Source organism: Variovorax sp. PvP013, assembly GCF_050435945.1.
Lineage (GTDB): Bacteria > Pseudomonadota > Gammaproteobacteria > Burkholderiales > Burkholderiaceae_C > Variovorax.
The window spans coordinates 1,275,225-1,292,330 of the sequence record NZ_JBNDLF010000001.1 but is presented as its reverse complement, the minus strand read 5'-3'; the positions used below and the strand labels follow the sequence as shown (position 1 = coordinate 1,292,330).

Sequence of the window (17,106 nt, the reverse complement as noted above, 5' to 3'; positions counted from 1 at the left end):
GAACGGAGGAACGAGGCGATGCAACTGACACTCGAGCGCGTCACCCAGCGGGTGGGCGCCCAGACCTGGCTCCACGAGCAGAGCATCGCGCCGCGCGCCGGCGCGGTGACGGTGCTGCTCGGCGCCACCCAGGCCGGCAAGACCAGTCTGATGCGCCTGATGGCCGGTCTCGACGCGCCCACCACCGGCACGGTGCGCGTCGACGGCCGGGACGTGACCGGCCGGCCGGTGCGCGAGCGCAACGTCGCCATGGTCTACCAGCAGTTCATCAACTACCCCTCGCTGACGGTGGCCGACAACATCGCCTCGCCGCTGCGCCTGCGCGGCGAGAAGGACGTCGACGCCCGGGTGCGCGCATTGGCCGACAAGCTGCACATCGGCATGTTCCTGCAGCGCCTGCCCGCCGAGCTCTCCGGCGGCCAGCAGCAGCGCGTGGCGCTGGCGCGCGCGCTGGCCAAGAACGCGCCGCTGATGCTGCTCGACGAGCCGCTGGTGAACCTCGACTACAAGCTGCGCGAGGGCCTGCGCGAGGAGCTGACGCAGCTGTTCGCCAGCGGCGACTCGACCGTCGTCTACGCCACCACCGAGCCCGGCGAGGCGCTGCTGCTGGGCGGCCACACGGCGGTGCTGGACGCCGGCGAGCTGCTGCAGTACGGGCCGACCTCCGAGGTGTTCCACGAGCCGGCCTCGCTGCGCGTGGCGCGCGCCTTCAGCGACCCGCCGATGAACCTGATCGCCGCCACGGCGGTCGAGGGTGGGGTGCGGCTGGCCGGCGGGCCGCTGCTGGACGTGACGCCGCCCCTCGATGCCGCGGCGCGGTCGGCGAGCGCGCCGGAGGCGCTGACGGTCGGCCTGCGCGCGAGCGCGCTGAAGGTGGAGGCGGCGCCCGGCGACGTCGCGCTGCCGGGCCGCGTCGAGCTGGCCGAGATCTCCGGCTCCGACACCTTCGTGCACGTGCACACGGCCGTCGGCGAGCTGGTGGCGCAGCTCACCGGGGTGCACCGCTTCGAGCTGGGCGCGCCGCTCGCGCTGCACGTCGACGCGCGCCGCGCGCACGTCTTCGACGCCGCCGGGCGGCTGATGGTCGCGCCGCGCTGGCGCAAGGGCCACTGACGTGGCGCGCATCGACCTCGACCTGGCGCACGCCTACCGCGCGAACCCGCGCGAGGACGCCGACTACGCCCTGCTGCCGCTGAAGATGAGCTTCCGCGACGGCGGCGCCTACGCCTTGCTCGGCCCGTCGGGCTGCGGCAAGACGACCATGCTCAACATCATCTCGGGGCTGGTGGCGCCCTCGCACGGCAGCGTCGCCTTCGACGGCCGCGACGTGACGAAGGCCAGCCCGCAGGAGCGCAACATCGCGCAGGTGTTCCAGTTCCCGGTGATCTACGACACCATGACGGTGGCCGAGAACCTGGCCTTCCCGCTGCGCAACCGCAGGGTGCCCGAGGCACGCATCCAGCAGCGCGTGGGCGAGATCGCCGAGATGCTCGACCTCAGCGCCCAGCTCGACCAGCGCGCCGCCGGCCTCGCCGCCGACGCCAAGCAGAAGATCTCGCTGGGGCGCGGACTGGTGCGCAGCGACGTCTCGGCGGTGCTGTTCGACGAGCCGCTGACCGTGATCGATCCGCACCTCAAGTGGCAATTGCGGCGCAAGCTCAAGCAGATCCACCGCGAGCTCAAGCTGACGCTGATCTACGTCACCCACGACCAGGTCGAGGCGCTGACCTTCGCCGAGGAGGTGGTGGTGATGACGCGCGGCCGGGCGGTCCAGGTGGGCAGCGCGGAGGCCCTGTTCGAGCGGCCGGCGCACACCTTCGTCGGCCACTTCATCGGCTCGCCGGGCATGAACTTCGTGCCGGCGCGCAGCCACGGCGGCGCGCTCGACGTCGCCGGCCTGACGCTCGCCGCGCCGCGCCCGCTGCCCGAAGGCGAGCTGAAGATCGGCATCCGCCCGGAGTACCTGCGCCTCGCCGGCGCCGGCACGCCGGGCGCCGTGCCGGCGGTGGTGAGCCAGGTGCAGGACGTCGGCACGCACGCGATGCTCGGCGCCGACCTGGCCGGCACGCGCGTGAAGGCGCGCCTGCACGCCGACGTCGAGCCCCCCGCCGTGGGCGAGACGGTCTGGCTGCGCGTGCTCGACGAGCACGCCTGCTACTACCGCGACGAGGAGCTTGTCGCATGAGCGCCGCGCCGGGCCGCCCCAAGCCAGCTCGCACCGCAGTGCGCAGTACGGAGGCATTCCCATGAGCACCACCCAGAAACCCGTCAACCAGAAGGCCTGGTTCCTGATCCTGCCGGTGCTCGTCTGCGTCGCCTTCTCGGCCATCGTGCCGCTGATGACGGTGGTGAACTACTCGGTCCAGGACATCATCTCGCCCGAGCGGCGCGTGTTCGTCGGCACCGAATGGTTCGCGGCCATGATGCGCGACGACGAGCTCCACGGCGCGCTGCTGCGCCAGCTGGGCTTCTCGTTCTCGGTGCTGCTGGTGGAGATCCCGCTGGGCATCGCGTTGGCGCTGTCGATGCCGGCCAAGGGCTGGAAGTCCTCGGCGGTGCTGGTGACGATCGCGCTGTCGCTGCTCATCCCGTGGAACGTGGTGGGCACCATCTGGCAGATCTACGGCCGCGCCGACATCGGCCTGCTGGGCTACACGCTGCAGAAGCTGGGCATCGACTACAGCTACACCGGCAGCGCCACCGACGCCTGGCTGACCGTGCTGGTGATGGACGTCTGGCACTGGACGCCGCTGGTCGCGCTGCTGGGCTTCGCCGGCCTGCGCTCCATCCCCGACGCCTACTACCAGGCCGCGCGCATCGACGGCGCGAGCAAGCTCGCCGTCTTCCGCTACATCCAGCTGCCCAAGATGCGCGGCGTATTGATGATCGCGGTGCTGCTGCGCTTCATGGACAGCTTCATGATCTACACCGAACCCTTCGTGCTGACCGGCGGCGGCCCCGGCAACGCCACCACCTTCCTGAGCCAGTACCTGACGCAGAAGGCCGTCGGCCAGTTCGACCTCGGCCCGGCGGCGGCCTTCTCGCTGATCTATTTCCTCATCATCCTGCTGCTGTGCTTCGTCCTCTACAACTGGATGCAGCGCGTGGGCACGCAGAAGGCCGAGGTCGAGCAATGAACGACGAACGCCGCTTCCAGAAGCGCACCCTCTTCCTGCTGCTCTACATCCTGTTCGCGCTGCTGCCCATCTACTGGATGGTCAACATGAGCTTCAAGACGAACGAGGAGATCCTCTCGAGCTTCTCGTTCTTCCCGCAGCACTTCACCTGGGCCAACTACGTCCGCATCTTCACCGACGAGTCCTGGTACTCGGGCTACGTCAACAGCCTGATCTACGTCGCGATCAACACCGTCATCTCGCTGGCGGTGGCGCTGCCGGCGGCCTACGCGTTCTCGCGCTATTCGTTCCTGGGCGACAAGCACGTCTTCTTCTGGCTGCTGACCAACCGCATGACGCCGCCGGCGGTGTTCCTGCTGCCGTTCTTCCAGCTCTACAGCACCGTCGGCCTGATGGACACGCACCTGGGCGTGGCGCTCGCGCACCTGCTGTTCAACGTGCCGCTGGCGGTGTGGATCCTGGAGGGCTTCATGAGCGGCATCCCGCGCGAGATCGACGAGACGGCCTACATCGACGGCTACAGCTTCCCGAGGTTCTTCGTGCGCATCTTCTTGCCGCTGATCAAGGCCGGCGTGGGCGTGGCGGCCTTCTTCTGCTTCATGTTCAGTTGGGTCGAGCTGCTGCTCGCGCGCACCCTGACCAGCGTCAACGCCAAGCCGATCGTCGCCACCATGACGCGCACGGTCAGCGCCTCGGGCATGGACTGGGCGACGCTCGCCGCCGCCGGCGTGCTGACCATCGTGCCGGGCGCGATCGTGATCTGGTTCGTGCGGCACTACATCGCCAAGGGCTTCGCGATGGGGAGGGTGTGATGTTCGACTGGATGGTCTGGACCACCCCGGTGGCCGTGTTCTTCTGCTGCATCGCGCTGCTGCTCGCGGGCATGACGGTCTGGGAACTGAAATCGCCCACCACCCTGCGCCGCGGCTGGCTGCCCATCGCCACCACGCGCGGCGACCGGCTGTTCATCGGCCTGCTGATGGCCGCCTACGTCAACCTGGCCTTCATCGGCCTGGCCGGCAGGTTCCAGGAATGGTTCGGCCTCGCTGCGGAGCCGTCGATCTGGATCAGCTTCGTGGCCTCGATGGGGCTGCTGGCCCTGGTGATGCGCAAGGGCTGAACGCGCGTCGACCGCCGGCCTCGTCTTTCGTTCAAGCCGTCCGGCTCTCCGCGATCCCCGGAGCCGCGATCCGACCGACCACCCGGGGACGCAACCACCACTGGTAGAGGAGACACGACATGAAGAAGATGCAGATGCGCCACACGGCCCTGGCCCTGGCGGCGGCCGCGATGTTCGCCGCGCAGGGCGCGTCGGCCGGCGAGGCCGAGGCGAAGAAGTGGATCGACGCCGAGTTCCAGCCCTCCACGCTGTCCAAGGACAAGCAGATGGAGGAGATGAAGTGGTTCATCGACGCCGCGAAGAAGCTCCAGGCCAAGGGCGTCAAGGAGATCGCGGTGGTCTCCGAGACCATCACCACCCACGAGTACGAGTCCAAGACGCTGGCCAAGGCCTTCGAGGAGATCACCGGCATCAAGGTCAAGCACGACCTGATCCAGGAGGGCGACGTGGTCGAGAAGCTGCAGACCTCGATGCAGTCGGGCAAGTCGATCTACGACGGCTGGGTGTCGGACTCCGACCTGATCGGCACGCACTACCGCTACGGCAAGATCATGTCGCTGACCGAGTACATGGCCGGCGCCGGCAAGGAATTCACCAACCCCGGCATCGACCTCAAGGACTACATCGGCACCAGCTTCACCACCGCGCCCGACGGCCAGATGTACCAGCTGCCCGACCAGCAGTTCGCCAACCTCTACTGGTTCCGCGCCGACCTGTTCGCCCGCAAGGACCTGCAGGACCGGTTCAAGGCCAAGTACGGCTACGACCTGGGCGTGCCGCTCAACTGGAGCGCCTACGAGGACATCGCCGAGTTCTTCAGCGTCGACGTCAAGACCATCGACGGCAAGCCGATCTACGGCCACATGGACTACGGCAAGAAGGACCCCTCGCTCGGCTGGCGCTTCACCGACGCCTGGCTGTCGATGGCCGGCGCCGCCGACAAGGGCATCCCCAACGGCATGCCGATCGACGAGTGGGGCATCCGCGTCGCCGAGGACAAGTGCACGCCCACGGGCGCGTCGGTCTCGCGCGGCGGCGCGACCAATTCCCCGGCCGCCGTCTACGCGCTGACCAAGTACGTCGACTGGATGAAGAAGTACGCGCCCAAGGAGGCCATGGGCATGACCTTCGGCGAGTCCGGCCCGGTGCCGGCGCAGGGACAGATCGCCCAGCAGATCTTCTGGTACACGGCCTTCACCGCCGACATGACCAAGCCCGGCCTGCCGGTGGTCAACGCCGACGGCTCGCCCAAGTGGCGCATGGCCCCCGGCCCGAACGGCCCGTACTGGAAGCAGGGCATGCAGAACGGCTACCAGGACGTCGGCTCGTGGTCCTTCTTCAAGGGCCACGACGCCAACAAGACGGCCGCCGCCTGGCTCTACGCCCAGTTCATCACCGCCAAGACGACCTCGCTGAAGAAGTCGATCACCGGCCTCACGTTCATCCGCGACAGCGACATCCGCTCCGACTACTTCACGCAGAACGCCGCCAAGTACGGCGGCCTGATCGAGTTCTACCGCAGCCCCGCGCGCGTGGCCTGGACGCCCACCGGCACCAACGTGCCCGACTACCCCAAGCTCGCGCAGCTGTGGTGGAAGAACGTGGCCGAGGCCGTGACCGGCGAGAAGACGCCGCAGAAGGCGATGGACAACCTGGCCGACGAGATGGACAACGTGATGGCCCGCCTGGAGCGCGCCGGCATGGCCAAGTGCGCGCCCAAGCTCACGCCCAAGGGCGACCCGGCCAAGTACCTGAGCGACGACCACGCGCCGTGGAAGAAGCTGGCCAACGAGAAGCCCAAGGGCGAGACCATCGCCTACGACAAACTGCTGACGGCCTGGAAGGACGGCAAAGTACGGTAACCCCCCAGGCTTGCCCACTTCGTGTGGCAGCGCCCACCCCCCTGCTGGGGGCGACACCGGTGGCCCGGCGGAGCCGGTTCCACGGTGTCTCTGGCGTGGGCCGGCCTGGCTGGCGCCGGCCTGGCGGCGGTGGGGTGGGGTATCTTGGGCGATTCCGGGCCTTGGCCCGATCGACCGGAGGTTGCTGATGCGACGACGTGAGCTGGCGGGGATGGCGTTGCTGCCCTGGGTGGGTGCCCGGGCGGCGGAGGACGATGCGTTCCTGCGCGCGGTGCGCGGGGGCGGTTGCGCGGTGGTGTTCCGCCACGGGCAGACGGTGCCGGGCATCGGCGATCCGCCGGGGTTCGCGCTGGCGGCGTGCGCGACGCAGCGCAATCTGAACGACGAAGGGCGCGCGCAGGCGCGGCGCATCGGCGAGTGGTTCGCCGGCCACGGGTTGCGGCCGCTCGCCGTGCGATCGAGCGCCTGGTGCCGTTGCCAGGACACGGCGCGGCTGGCCTTCGGCGCGGTCGAGATGTGGTCGCCGCTCAACTCCACTTTCGACGATGCCGCGCTGTCGCCGGCGGCCACCGCCCGGCTGCGCGAGGCCCTGCGCGCCATCCCGGCCACGGGCTTCGAGGTGTGGGTGACGCATCAGGTCAACATCTCCGCGCTCACGGGCCGTTTCGCGGCGTCGGGCGAGGGCTTCGTGGTCGATGCGGCGGGCGCCGTGCGGGCGCAGGCGCGGCTCTGACGGTGCTCGGCGGCGACGGTTCGGCCGGCCGGCCGGCCGGCGGGCTCAGCGTCTCCCGAGGGCAGGAACCTCGCGGTCGAGACCTTCCGCGCGATAGAAGCGGGCGAGCGCGTCCGTCGTCGCCAGATGGACCTTGGGCAGTCCGACGTCTTCGAACATCGCCGCCCAGGCCTTTCGCTTGGGTGGCGTGGCGATGGCGATGTGGTGGACCATCGACCACTTCACGCTGTCCCTGTTGCCCTCCAGCGCGCCTTGCCGATGGCGGTCGAACCAGATGCGCCGGAGGTAGCGCAGCAGGCTCACGGCCGTCGGCACGTCCAGCAGGACGAGGCCGGTGGCGCGTTCCAGGCGCCGGCCCAGGCAGCGCGTGTAGTTGCCGTCCATGACCCAGCGCGGCTGCCGGATGACCTGGTCGTGCAGGGCCAGGAATTCCGCCTCCGGGCGGGGCTGCCAGTCCGTGCGGGGCAGGTGGAACAGCTGGTCGAGATGCACGGCCGGCAGGCCGCGCCGGCGCGCGATGGCCGTGGCCAGGGTCGACTTGCCGCTGTTGGACGGCCCCAGGATGCAGATGCGCTCGCCGAGTTCGTCGAGCGGGCGCACGGCCCGGAGGTCCGTGGTCGCGCCTCCGTCCTTCATGCCGCCCGCCGTTCCAGCCGCTCCGGCGTCATTGCGCCATCGCCGCCTTCACCTCGTCGCCGAGGTCGAGCACCGACATCGCGTAGTAGCTGCTCCAGTTGTAGCGCGTGATGACGTAGAAGTTCTGCGTGCCGGCGACGTAGCTGGGCGCGTCGGCGCCGTTCTGCAGCTCGATCAGCGCCAGCAGGCCGGGGTGCGAGAGGGCCGGGCCCTCGAGCACCGCGCCGGCGGCGACGAAGCTGTCGGCGCTGAAGGTCGGCAGGATGTCCGGCGCCATCAGCACGTCCATCCGCAGGCGCGCCGGATCGAAGGCCACCGGGTAGGTCGAGGGCATGCCGCGCCGCCAGCCGAAGGCCTTGAAGTAGTTCGCCACCGAGCCGATCACGTCGGCCGGGTTGTTCACCAGGTCGATGCGGCCGTCGCCGTCGAAGTCGACCGCGTACTTGGCGATGCTGCTGGGCATGAACTGCGGCATGCCCATGGCGCCGGCGTAGCTGCCCAGCGGCACCAGCGGGTCCTGGGCGGTGCGGCTCTCGGTGCTCAGGAAGCTTTCCAGCTCGCCGCGGAAGAAGGCCTCGCGCTCGGCCGCGCGCGGGTGGCCGGCGGGGAAGTCGAAGGACAGCGTGGCCAGGGCGTCGATGACGCGGAAGCTGCCCATGTTGCGCCCGTAGATGGTCTCCACGCCGACGATGCCCACCACGATCTCCGGCGGCACGCCGTACTCGGCCTCGGCGCGGGCGAGCGTGGCGGCGTTGTCGCGCCAGAAGCGCACGCCGGCGGCGATGCGCACCGGGTCGATGAAGCGGCCGCGGTAGGCGCGCCAGTTCTTGGCCGTGCCGCGCGGCGCCGGCAGCATCAGGCGCGGCACGTTGGGCAGGAAGCGCGCCGCGCCGATGGTGGCGCGCACCCAGTCGCGGTCGAGGTCGCGCCGCGCGGCGACGTCGTCGGCGAAGCGCATGGCGTCGTCGCGCGTGGCGTAGACCGCTGCCTCGGCCACCTGGGCGACCTTGCGCTTCGCGGGCTGGGACGACGCCGCGACGCCGCTCGACCAGCCGCAGGCGAGCGCGAGGGCGAGGAGGGCGGCGCGCGTGGCGACGCGGGGCAGGGCGAGCGAGGCGCCGGCCGGCGCGGTGCGGGGGGAGGAGCGATGCATCGAAGGATTGTGCCGGCCGGGCGCCGACCCCGCGCGGCCGGAGGTTCCTGTCCTGCTTGCTCCCCCTCCCTCCGGGAGAGGGCAGGGGTGAGGGCCGGCGGCGGTCATGGAGGCGGCGGCGCATCTACCGCCCGCGGCCCCTCACCCGGCCTCTTCCCGGCGGGGAGAGGAGTGAAATCCCGTGCATGTCTCGGCCGCCCGGTCTTGCTCCCTCTCCCTCCGGGAGAGGGCGGGGGTGAGGGCCGACGGCCGTCATCGAGGCAGCAGCGCATCCACCGCCAACAGCCCCTCACCCGGCCTCTCCCCGGAGGGAGAGAAGTCAATCCAACTGCTCCGCCTCAACCAGCCTGCCGGCGCGGCCACGCCAAGCGCCGGAACTCCGCGTGCAGCGCGGGCAGGCCCGCCTCGGGCGCCTTCGCGTAGCGCTGCGCCTCGAGCCGCAGCAGCCAGTCGCGCGCCGGCTGGGCATCCGCGCCGAAGCGCGCCGTCGCCTGCTCGGCCATCCGACGCGGCGGCGTGGCGGCGTCCAGATCCAGGCCGGCCTTGGCCAGGCGTTCGCGGGCCTGGCCGAGCAGGCGCAGCCACGGATCGCGCCGGCGGCGTTCCCACAGGGTCCAGCCGCCGCCCGCCGCCGTCGCGGCCACCAGCAGCCACAGCAGGGCGATCGCCAGGTCCTGCGGGCTCGGCGCGTCGAAGCCCAGCCACTTCAGCAGGTCCAGCTGCCGGCTCTGCGTGTAGTTGAGGACGCGCTGGTTCCAGGCGTTGTTGACCGCTTCCCAGGCCTCGCGGAAGTGCTGCAGCAGGGTCGGGCTCATGGTGCCGATGGCGCCGGCCAGGAAGCCCGGTGGCGCCGTCAATCGCCGGAAGGCGCCGATGCGCTCGGGCGAGATGGCGCCGGTCGGGTCGACGCGCACCCAGCCGATGCCGACCTCCCAGACCTCGGCCCAGGCGTGGGCGTCGCTCTGGCGCACCACCCAGGTCCCGTCCAGGCCGTTGAGCTCGCCGCCCTGGTAGCCGGTGACGATGCGCGCGGGCACGTCGAGCGCGCGCATCAGCACGACGAAGGCCGAGGCGATGTGCTCACAGAAGCCTTCCTTTCGGTCGAACCAGAATTCGTCGGCGGTCTCGTCGCCGTAGACGCCGGGCTCCAGCGTGTACGAATAGCCGCCGGTGCGCAGCCGCTCCAGCGCCGAGCGCACGTAGCCCGGCGTGCCGGCGGCGGCCAGCGCCGGGTCGGCCCTCATCTGCGCGGCGAGGGCGACGGTGCGCGGGTTGGCGCCCGGCGGCAGCAGGGTGTCGCGCCGCAAGGCTGCGGTGCGCCGCAGCGGACCACTCTGGAAATCCGGATGGCTCTCGGCGCGATAGCGCAACAGGTCGCCGAGCGGGCGGTTGGCCAGCCACTGCAGGTCGGGCGTCGCCACCACGCGCAGGCCGGGGACGTGCGAGACGTCGGGCGGCTTCGATGGCGCGTCCAGCGCCAGCAGCCAGGGCCGGTTGCTGGGTTCGAGCGTGACCTCGTAGCCGACCACCTCGCCGCGCACGCGCAGCTCCGCCGACAGGAAGCCGCGCTCCCACGGCTGCGGCGCGGTCCAGGTGCGGCCGTCGAACTCCGACAGCACCGGCCCGCGGAAGTACAGCGCGCGCTGGTCCGGCACGCGGCCGCCGTCGAAGCGGATGCGCGCGGCGATGCCGTCGTCCAGCGCCAGCCGCGCGATGCTGCCCACGCGCATCGTGTTGGACAGCCCCGAGCGGCCCGTGACCTCGTCGTTGGGCGTGCCCCACAGCGGCGCCAGGCGCGGGAACAGCATGAACAGCGCCAGCATGATCGGCGCTCCCAGCAGCGCCATCCCGCCGGCCGTGCGCGCGGCCTGCGCGAGCGGCGGCCGGCCCACCGGCATGTGCGCGTTGACCAGCGCGGTCAGCAGACCCAGCAGCGCCAGCAGCATCGCCACGGCCGTGAGCAGGGTCTGCGACTGGAAGAAATTGGTGAGCATCGCGAAGAAGCCCAGGAAGAAGACGACGAAGGCGTCGCGCCGCGCGCGCAGCTCCATCGTCTTGAGCGCCAGCAGCACCACCACCAGCGTCACGCCGGCATCGCGCCCGAGCAGCGTGCGGTGCGTGGCCAGCGTCGCCCCCAGCGCTACCGCCAGCAGCGCGAGGCGCCACCAGCGGCCGGGCAGCGGCCGGCCCCGCACGGCCAGCGTGCCGCGCCAGGTCAGCACCACCGCCACCAGCGCGCCGCACCACCACGGCAGGGTCGGCAGCTGCGGCAGCACCACCAGCGCGATCACGCCGAGCAGGAACAGCGTGTCGCGCGCGTCGCGCGGCAGGCTGCGCGGGTCCAGTCCGCGCCACGTCGCGTGCCCGTTCAGCATGTGGCGAGCACCTCCAGGCAGCGCCGCCGGTGCGCCTCGCCGCGCCCCGGCGCGACCTGCCGGCCGCCGGCGCGCAGGCCGTAGTCCAGGCCCAGGCGGTCGGCCGCCAGCACCCAGGCGCACAGCCGCGAGAGGGCGGCCTCGGCGTCGGCCAGTCCGGTGGCGCGGGCGTCGAGCCACAGCTCGCGGCGCCGGTCCTGCCGGGTGTCGCGGCTGACCAGGTCGTCGGAGCCGGCGGCCTGCGCGCGCGCCGCCTTCTTCCAGACCACGAGCTTCTGCGGGTCGCCGCGCTGGTAGGCGCGCACGCCGTCGTACTCGCCCGCGCCACCGCCGCGCGTGGCCGGGGCGCCGGCGTCGGCGGCCAGGGGCTCGCCCGCGGGCAGCGGCGGCGGATGCGCTTCGGGCGCCGGGTAGACCAGCAGCTGCGAGGCCGGCCGCCAGACGGTCCAGACCCGGAAGGTGCCGAGCGGGAAGCGCGTCTCCGCCGTCAGCGCCGGCACCGGGTGCAGGCCGCGCCGCTCCGGCCGGAAGGTGATCTCGACGGTCTCGTCGCCCTGCGCCGGCACGTCGGCCCAGGCCCACTGGCCGCTGCCGCGCACGGCCAGGCCGATGCCGTGGCGCACGCGTCGCCGGGCGTTGTGCAGCACCACGCGGAACACCGCCGCGCGGCCGGCGAACTGCGCCTCCGGCGGCAGCAGGTGCAGGCTCAGCCCGCGCAGCGTCGCGTGGCCGACGTGCATGCCCACGGCGACGCAGCCGGTGATCATGAAGGTCAGCAGGTAGCCCAGGTTGAGCTGGTAGTTGATCGAGGCGACCAGCTGCACGACGAGCGTCGCGGCCAGCAGCCAGCCGGCGGCCGTCGGCACGATGTAGACGTTGCGCTGCGTGAGTTCGAGGAGGTCGGACGCCGGCTGGCGGGAGAGGAACCAGCCGTCGATGCGCCGGCGCAGCGCCGTGGTGGGCATCGGCGCCGTCCTAGGGCAGCGGCACGGCGGCGATCATCGCGCGCACCTGTTCCTGCGCGCCGCGTCCGGCGTCGCCCACCGGCGTGACGCGATGCGCCACGGTCTGCGGCAGCACGGCCTGGATGTCGTCGGGCGCCACGTAGTCGCGGTTGGCCAGCAGCGCCTGCGCCTTGGCCGCCCGCAGGATCGCGATGCCCGCGCGCGGCGACAGCCCCTGCAGGAACCAGCGGCCGCTGCGCGTGGCGGCGATCAGGTCCTGCAGGTAGTCCAGCAGCGGATCGGCGGCGTGCACCTGCTGCACGCGCTGCTGGATCGCGTGGAGTTCGCCGGCTGTGAGCAGGGCGGGGAGGTGCGCCAGCATCTCGCGCCGGTCGGCGCCGGCGAGCAGTTCGCGCTCGGCGGCGCGGTCGGGGTGGCCCAGCGAGATGCGCATCAGGAAGCGGTCGAGCTGCGATTCGGGCAACGCGAAGGTGCCGAGCTGGTCGTGCGGGTTCTGCGTCGCGATGACGAAGAAGGGCGTGGGCAGCGGCCGGGTCTCGCCCTCGATCGTCACCTGCTTCTCCTCCATCGCCTCGAGCAGCGCGCTCTGGGTCTTGGGGCTGGCACGGTTGATCTCGTCGGCCAGCAGCACCTGGGCGAAGACCGGCCCGGGATGGAACACGAAGGTCTGGCTGTTGCGGTCGTAGATGGCGACGCCGGAGAGGTCGCCGGGCATCAGGTCGGCGGTGAACTGCACGCGCGAGAACTGCAGCCCGAAGGTGTGTGCGAGGGCGTGCGCCAGGGTCGTCTTGCCGACCCCCGGGACGTCCTCGATCAGCAGGTGTCCGCCCGCCAGGAGGCAGGCCACGCAGTCCCGGACCTGCGCCTCCTTGCCCACGATCACGGTGTTAAGCTGACCGAGCAAACTGGCGAGCTTCGCGGCCACGTCCATCTTTGTATCCATTTGCAAACCATAACGCACGGTCCGACGGCCCCACGCACCGTAGGGCCGGAGCACGCGAACGAGACATGGGCAAGACAGGTTATTTCACCCACCGCGACTGCTGGCGGCACGACATGGGCGCCGGGCATCCCGAATGTCCCCAGCGCCTCGACGCCATCGAGGACCGCCTGCTGCTCAGCGGCGTGGGCGACGCGCTCGAACGCGGCGACGTGCCGTTGGCCACGCTGGCGCAGATCACCCGGGCGCACACCGTCGCCCACCTCGAACACCTCGAATCCCTGAGCCAGCGCCTGGTGGCCGACGCGCCCGCCGGCGGCCCCGACCACGCCCAGCTCGACCCCGACACCGTGCTCATGCGCCACACCGTGCTGGCCGCCCGTCGGGCCGCCGGCGCGGCCGTGGCGGCGACCGACGCGGTGCTGTCCGGTGCGCTGGAGAACGCCTTCTGCGCCGTGCGCCCGCCGGGCCATCACGCGGGGCGCGCGCAGGCGATGGGCTTCTGCTTTCTCAACAACGTCGCCATCGCGGCGCGCCACGCGCTGGAGGTGCACGGCCTCGACCGCGTGGCGGTGGTCGACTTCGACGTCCACCACGGCAACGGCACCGAGGACATCCTCGCCGGCGACGAGCGCGTTCTGATGGTCGGCATCTTCCAGCACCCGTTCTATCCGCACACCGACATCGACCACCCGGCGGCCAACATGCTCAACCTGCCCGTGCCCGCCTACACCAAGGGCATGGACGTGCGCGAGCTGATCGAGGCGATGTGGATGCCGCGTCTGGAGGCCTTCCGGCCGCAGATGATCTTCATCAGCGCCGGCTTCGATGCCCACCGCGACGACGAGTTGGGCCAGCTGCGCCTCAACGAGCAGGACTTCGCCTGGATCACCGAGCGCGTGCGCGGCGTCGCCCAGCGCCATGCGCGGGGGCGCATCGTGTCGATGCTCGAAGGCGGCTACCACCTCGACGCGCTGGCCACCAGCGTCGAGGCGCACGTGCGGGTATTGGCCGATCTCTGAACAGGGGTCCACGCATCCGATGCGCTTCGACGACTTCCTCGAACGCCTGCGCTCGGTGCGCATGGGCGGCCTGTGGATCGAGCTGGCCGTGCTCGCCGGCTGCCTGGCGCTGGCCTGGGGCCTGAGCCGCTGGTCCGGTCGCGGCCAGCCGCGCGATTCCATCTGGTTCGGCCAGCGCACCTTCGACGGTCTGCTGTTCCCGCTGCTGTCGCTGGTCTTCGTCGACCTCGCGCGCCGCGCCGTGCTGGACCATCAGGTGGTGGTGGTGCTGCGCATCGCGGTGTCGGTGTTCGCGTCGCTGGTGGCGATCCGGCTGATCGCGCGGGTGCTGCGCGCGGTGTTCCCGAACTCGGCGCTGGTCGGACTGGTCGAGCGCACCGTCTCCTGGATCGCCTGGGCCGGCGCGGTGCTGTGGATCGTCGGACTGCTGCCGCCGGTGCTGGCCGAGCTCGACGAGATCACGCTGGCCTTCGGCAAGGACCGCGTCAGCCTGCGCACGATCCTGGAGGGCACGCTGTCGGCCGGGCTGGTGATGGTGATCGCGCTGTGGATCGCCGCCACCATCGAGAAACGCATCCTGCGCGAGGCCGTGAGCGACCTGTCGATGCGCAAGGTCGCCTCCAACGCGATCCGCGCCTTCCTACTGCTGGTGGGCCTGCTGTTCGCGCTGTCGGCGGTGGGGGTCGACCTGACGGCGCTGTCGGTGCTCGGCGGCGCGCTCGGCGTGGGCCTGGGCTTCGGCCTGCAGAAGCTCGCGGCCAACTATGTCAGCGGCTTCGTGATCCTGCTGGAGCGCTCGATCCGCATCGGCGACAACGTGAAGATCGACAGCTTCGAGGGCCGCATCACCGACATCAAGACGCGCTACACCCTGGTGCGCGCGGGCAACGGGCGCGAGGCCATCGTGCCCAACGAATCGCTTATCACCAGCCGCGTCGAGAACCTGTCCCTGGCCGACCTGAAGTTCAACCTCACGACGGTCATCGTGGTGGGCTACGACAGCGACGTGGCGCAGGTGCAGGCCATCCTCACCGAGGCCGCGAAGGCCCAGCCGCGCGCGATGACGGAGCCCGCGCCGGTCGCCTTCCTCACCGCCTTCGCGCCGGACGGCATCGAGTTCACGCTGCATTTCTGGATCGCCGACCCCGACAAGGGCAAGGACAACGTGCGCTCGGCGATCAACGTCGCCCTCCTCGAGGGTCTGCGCGCGGCGAAGGTCGACATCCCGTACCCGCAGCGGGTGCTGCGGGTGGAATCCCTGCCCCGGAACTTCCCTTCCACGCCCGAAGCTACTTTATAATTCGAAAGAAAAGAACGGTCGTTCTTTTTTCTTGGATCTTCCTTCGAGGCTCGCCGTTCCGACGGTGACACAAACGGACAGCCGTCCGAAAAGACCGACCCTAGAATGATCGGTTGCCCTTTCGAAGGCACGTGGTTTTGCCATCTCATGGAGTCATATCAATGAAGGTTCTGGTCCCAGTCAAGCGGGTCGTCGACTACAACGTGAAGGTTCGGGTGAAATCCGACGGCAGCGGAGTGGACGTGGCCAATGTGAAGCACAGCATGAACCCCTTCGACGAGATCGCCGTCGAGGAGGCCGTCCGGCTCAAGGAGAAGGGCGTGGTCACGGAGATCATCGCCGTGTCCTGCGGCGAGACCAAGTGCCAGGAGACCCTGCGCACGGCGCTGGCCATCGGCGCGGACCGTGCCATCCTGGTGGAGACGAGCGTGGAGCTCCAGCCACTGGCGGTGGCCAAGCTCCTGAAGGCGCTGGTCGACAAGGAGCAGCCGCAGCTGGTGATCCTGGGCAAGCAGGCGATCGACGACGACGCCAACCAGACCGGCCAGATGCTCGCCGCGCTGGCCGACCTGCCCCAGGGCACGTTCGCCAGCAAGGTCGAGGTCTCGGGCGACAAGGTCAGCGTCACGCGCGAGGTCGACGGCGGCCTGGAGACGGTGTCGCTGACGCTGCCGGCGATCGTCACGACCGACCTGCGGCTCAACGAGCCGCGCTACGTGACCTTGCCCAATATCATGAAGGCCAAGAAGAAGACGCTCGACGTCGTGAAGCCCGAGGACCTGGGCGTGGACGTCGCGCCGCGCCTGAAGACGCTCAAGGTCGCCGAGCCGCCCAAGCGCGGTGCCGGCATCAAGGTGGCCGACGTGGCCGCGCTCGTCGACAAACTCAAGAACGAAGCCAAGGTGATCTGACCATGCCCATTCTCGTCATTGCCGAACACGACCACGCCAGCGTCAAGCCGGCCACCCTCAACACCGTCACGGCCGCGCTCGCCATCGGCGGGGACGTCCACGTGCTCGTCGCCGGCGCCAACGCCGCGGAGGCGGGCGCGGCCGCCGCGCAGATCGCCGGCGTGGCCAAGGTCATCGTGGCCGACGGCGCGAGCCTGACCGAAGGCCTGGCGGAGAACGTCGCCGCGCAGGTGCTGGCCATCGCCTCGAACTACAGCCACATCCTGTTCCCGTCGACCGCGGCGGGCAAGAACGTCGCCCCGCGCGTGGCCGCCAAGCTCGACGTCGCGCAGATCAGCGACATCACCAAGGTCGACGGTCCCGACACCTTCGAGCGGCCGATCTACGCGGGCAACGCCATCGCCACGGTGCAGAGCACGGACGCGATCAAGGTCGTCACGGTGCGCACCACGGGCTTCGACGCGGCGGCGTCCTCCGGCGGCAGCGCGACCATCGAGAACGCCGAGGCGGTGGCCGACTCGGGCAAGTCCAGCTTCGTCGGGCGCGAGGTCACCAAGAGCGACCGGCCCGAGCTCACGGCGGCCAAGATCATCGTCTCGGGCGGCCGGGCGCTGGGCAGCGCGGAGAAGTTCACGGAGGTGATGACGCCGCTGGCCGACAAGCTCAACGCGGGCCTGGGCGCGAGCCGCGCGGCGGTGGACGCGGGCTACGCGCCCAACGACTGGCAGGTGGGGCAGACCGGCAAGATCGTGGCGCCGCAGCTCTACATCGCCGCGGGCATCTCCGGGGCGATCCAGCACCTGGCGGGCATGAAGGACTCCAAGGTGATCGTGGCGATCAACAAGGACGAGGAGGCGCCGATCTTCTCGGTGGCCGACTATGGCCTCGTGGCCGACCTATTCACCGCCGTGCCGGAACTCGTCGAGAAGCTCTGAGACCGGGCGGACCGGCG

At 70.7% G+C, this 17,106-nt stretch carries 16 protein-coding genes; 11 read left to right on the top strand and 5 right to left on the bottom strand.

The genetic code is table 11. The annotated features are described in order from the left end of the window. Positions 1 to 18: 18 nt before the first annotated feature. From ABID77_RS06150 to ABID77_RS06120, 7 genes are all read left to right on the top strand, one after another. The gene (locus ABID77_RS06150) at positions 19 to 1,113 is read left to right on the top strand and encodes an ABC transporter ATP-binding protein (protein ID WP_429592334.1); all 1,095 of its coding nucleotides are present in this window, start codon (positions 19 to 21) and stop codon (positions 1,111 to 1,113) included. A gap of 1 nt (position 1,114) precedes the next feature. Further along, positions 1,115 to 2,185 carry an ABC transporter ATP-binding protein gene (locus ABID77_RS06145; protein WP_429592331.1) on the top strand — a complete coding sequence of 357 codons (1,071 nt, stop codon included), beginning with the start codon at positions 1,115 to 1,117 and terminating at the stop codon, positions 2,183 to 2,185. A gap of 61 nt (positions 2,186 to 2,246) precedes the next feature. Continuing rightward, positions 2,247 to 3,137, top strand: a complete 891-nt coding sequence (locus ABID77_RS06140) for a carbohydrate ABC transporter permease (protein ID WP_429592328.1) — start codon at positions 2,247 to 2,249, stop codon at positions 3,135 to 3,137. Further along, entirely contained in the window at positions 3,134 to 3,949 is an 816-nt protein-coding gene (locus tag ABID77_RS06135; RefSeq protein ID WP_429592326.1) for a carbohydrate ABC transporter permease, read from the top strand. The genes ABID77_RS06140 and ABID77_RS06135 overlap by 4 nt, the downstream gene beginning before the upstream one ends. Beyond that, complete coding sequence (locus ABID77_RS06130) at positions 3,949 to 4,257, top strand: DUF2160 domain-containing protein (protein WP_429592323.1); 309 nt, start codon at positions 3,949 to 3,951, stop codon at positions 4,255 to 4,257. The genes ABID77_RS06135 and ABID77_RS06130 overlap by 1 nt, the downstream gene beginning before the upstream one ends. 128 nt (positions 4,258 to 4,385) lie before the next feature. Further along, a complete protein-coding gene (locus tag ABID77_RS06125; protein ID WP_429593317.1) occupies positions 4,386 to 6,119 on the top strand; it encodes an ABC transporter substrate-binding protein in 1,734 nt (577 codons plus the stop codon). 187 nt (positions 6,120 to 6,306) lie between these two features. Beyond that, positions 6,307 to 6,852, top strand: a complete 546-nt coding sequence (locus tag ABID77_RS06120; protein ID WP_429592320.1) for a histidine phosphatase family protein — start codon at positions 6,307 to 6,309, stop codon at positions 6,850 to 6,852. 45 nt (positions 6,853 to 6,897) lie between these two features. Here ABID77_RS06120 and ABID77_RS06115 read toward each other — a convergent pair whose 3' ends face one another. From ABID77_RS06115 to ABID77_RS06095, 5 genes are all read right to left on the bottom strand, one after another. Next, positions 6,898 to 7,488 (bottom strand): AAA family ATPase, encoded by a 591-nt coding sequence (locus ABID77_RS06115; RefSeq protein WP_429592317.1) that lies wholly within the window; start codon positions 7,486 to 7,488, stop codon positions 6,898 to 6,900. A gap of 28 nt (positions 7,489 to 7,516) precedes the next feature. After that, the gene (gene mltB, locus ABID77_RS06110) at positions 7,517 to 8,641 is read right to left on the bottom strand and encodes a lytic murein transglycosylase B (RefSeq protein ID WP_429592314.1); all 1,125 of its coding nucleotides are present in this window, start codon (positions 8,639 to 8,641) and stop codon (positions 7,517 to 7,519) included. A 338-nt stretch (positions 8,642 to 8,979) separates the two neighbouring features. Then, positions 8,980 to 11,016 (bottom strand): transglutaminaseTgpA domain-containing protein, encoded by a 2,037-nt coding sequence (locus tag ABID77_RS06105; protein ID WP_429592311.1) that lies wholly within the window; start codon positions 11,014 to 11,016, stop codon positions 8,980 to 8,982. Further along, complete coding sequence (locus ABID77_RS06100) at positions 11,010 to 11,981, bottom strand: DUF58 domain-containing protein (RefSeq protein WP_429592309.1); 972 nt, start codon at positions 11,979 to 11,981, stop codon at positions 11,010 to 11,012. Before ABID77_RS06100 ends, ABID77_RS06105 begins: the two co-directional genes overlap by 7 nt. A gap of 10 nt (positions 11,982 to 11,991) precedes the next feature. Then, positions 11,992 to 12,912 carry an AAA family ATPase gene (locus tag ABID77_RS06095; RefSeq protein WP_429592306.1) on the bottom strand — a complete coding sequence of 307 codons (921 nt, stop codon included), beginning with the start codon at positions 12,910 to 12,912 and terminating at the stop codon, positions 11,992 to 11,994. Between the two features lie 77 nt (positions 12,913 to 12,989). Between ABID77_RS06095 and ABID77_RS06090 the strand changes: the two genes are divergently transcribed. From ABID77_RS06090 to ABID77_RS06075, 4 genes are all read left to right on the top strand, one after another. Then, positions 12,990 to 13,943, top strand: a complete 954-nt coding sequence (locus ABID77_RS06090; protein ID WP_429592303.1) for a histone deacetylase family protein — start codon at positions 12,990 to 12,992, stop codon at positions 13,941 to 13,943. A 19-nt stretch (positions 13,944 to 13,962) separates the two neighbouring features. After that, positions 13,963 to 15,243 carry a mechanosensitive ion channel family protein gene (locus ABID77_RS06085; protein ID WP_429592301.1) on the top strand — a complete coding sequence of 427 codons (1,281 nt, stop codon included), beginning with the start codon at positions 13,963 to 13,965 and terminating at the stop codon, positions 15,241 to 15,243. 161 nt (positions 15,244 to 15,404) lie between these two features. Beyond that, a complete protein-coding gene (locus ABID77_RS06080) occupies positions 15,405 to 16,154 on the top strand; it encodes an electron transfer flavoprotein subunit beta/FixA family protein (protein WP_429592298.1) in 750 nt (249 codons plus the stop codon). Between the two features lie 2 nt (positions 16,155 to 16,156). Further along, on the top strand, positions 16,157 to 17,089 hold the full coding sequence (locus tag ABID77_RS06075; RefSeq protein WP_429592295.1) for an electron transfer flavoprotein subunit alpha/FixB family protein: 933 nt from the start codon (positions 16,157 to 16,159) through the stop codon (positions 17,087 to 17,089). Positions 17,090 to 17,106: the final 17 nt, after the last annotated feature.

Excerpts from the sequence above, each read along its gene's own strand:
- ABID77_RS06150 (WP_429592334.1), top strand. The coding sequence starts at position 19 with ATGCAACTGACACTCGAGCGCGTCACCCAGCGGGTGGGCGCCCAGACC.
- ABID77_RS06140 (WP_429592328.1), top strand. The coding sequence starts at position 2,247 with ATGAGCACCACCCAGAAACCCGTCAACCAGAAGGCCTGGTTCCTGATC.
- ABID77_RS06135 (WP_429592326.1), top strand. The coding sequence starts at position 3,134 with ATGAACGACGAACGCCGCTTCCAGAAGCGCACCCTCTTCCTGCTGCTC.
- ABID77_RS06130 (WP_429592323.1), top strand. The coding sequence starts at position 3,949 with ATGTTCGACTGGATGGTCTGGACCACCCCGGTGGCCGTGTTCTTCTGC.
- ABID77_RS06125 (WP_429593317.1), top strand. The coding sequence starts at position 4,386 with ATGCAGATGCGCCACACGGCCCTGGCCCTGGCGGCGGCCGCGATGTTC.
- ABID77_RS06120 (WP_429592320.1), top strand. The coding sequence starts at position 6,307 with ATGCGACGACGTGAGCTGGCGGGGATGGCGTTGCTGCCCTGGGTGGGT.
- ABID77_RS06115 (WP_429592317.1), bottom strand. The coding sequence starts at position 7,488 with ATGAAGGACGGAGGCGCGACCACGGACCTCCGGGCCGTGCGCCCGCTC.
- mltB (WP_429592314.1), bottom strand. The coding sequence starts at position 8,641 with ATGCATCGCTCCTCCCCCCGCACCGCGCCGGCCGGCGCCTCGCTCGCC.
- ABID77_RS06105 (WP_429592311.1), bottom strand. The coding sequence starts at position 11,016 with ATGCTGAACGGGCACGCGACGTGGCGCGGACTGGACCCGCGCAGCCTG.
- ABID77_RS06100 (WP_429592309.1), bottom strand. The coding sequence starts at position 11,981 with ATGCCCACCACGGCGCTGCGCCGGCGCATCGACGGCTGGTTCCTCTCC.
- ABID77_RS06095 (WP_429592306.1), bottom strand. The coding sequence starts at position 12,912 with ATGGACGTGGCCGCGAAGCTCGCCAGTTTGCTCGGTCAGCTTAACACC.
- ABID77_RS06090 (WP_429592303.1), top strand. The coding sequence starts at position 12,990 with ATGGGCAAGACAGGTTATTTCACCCACCGCGACTGCTGGCGGCACGAC.
- ABID77_RS06085 (WP_429592301.1), top strand. The coding sequence starts at position 13,963 with ATGCGCTTCGACGACTTCCTCGAACGCCTGCGCTCGGTGCGCATGGGC.
- ABID77_RS06080 (WP_429592298.1), top strand. The coding sequence starts at position 15,405 with ATGAAGGTTCTGGTCCCAGTCAAGCGGGTCGTCGACTACAACGTGAAG.
- ABID77_RS06075 (WP_429592295.1), top strand. The coding sequence starts at position 16,157 with ATGCCCATTCTCGTCATTGCCGAACACGACCACGCCAGCGTCAAGCCG.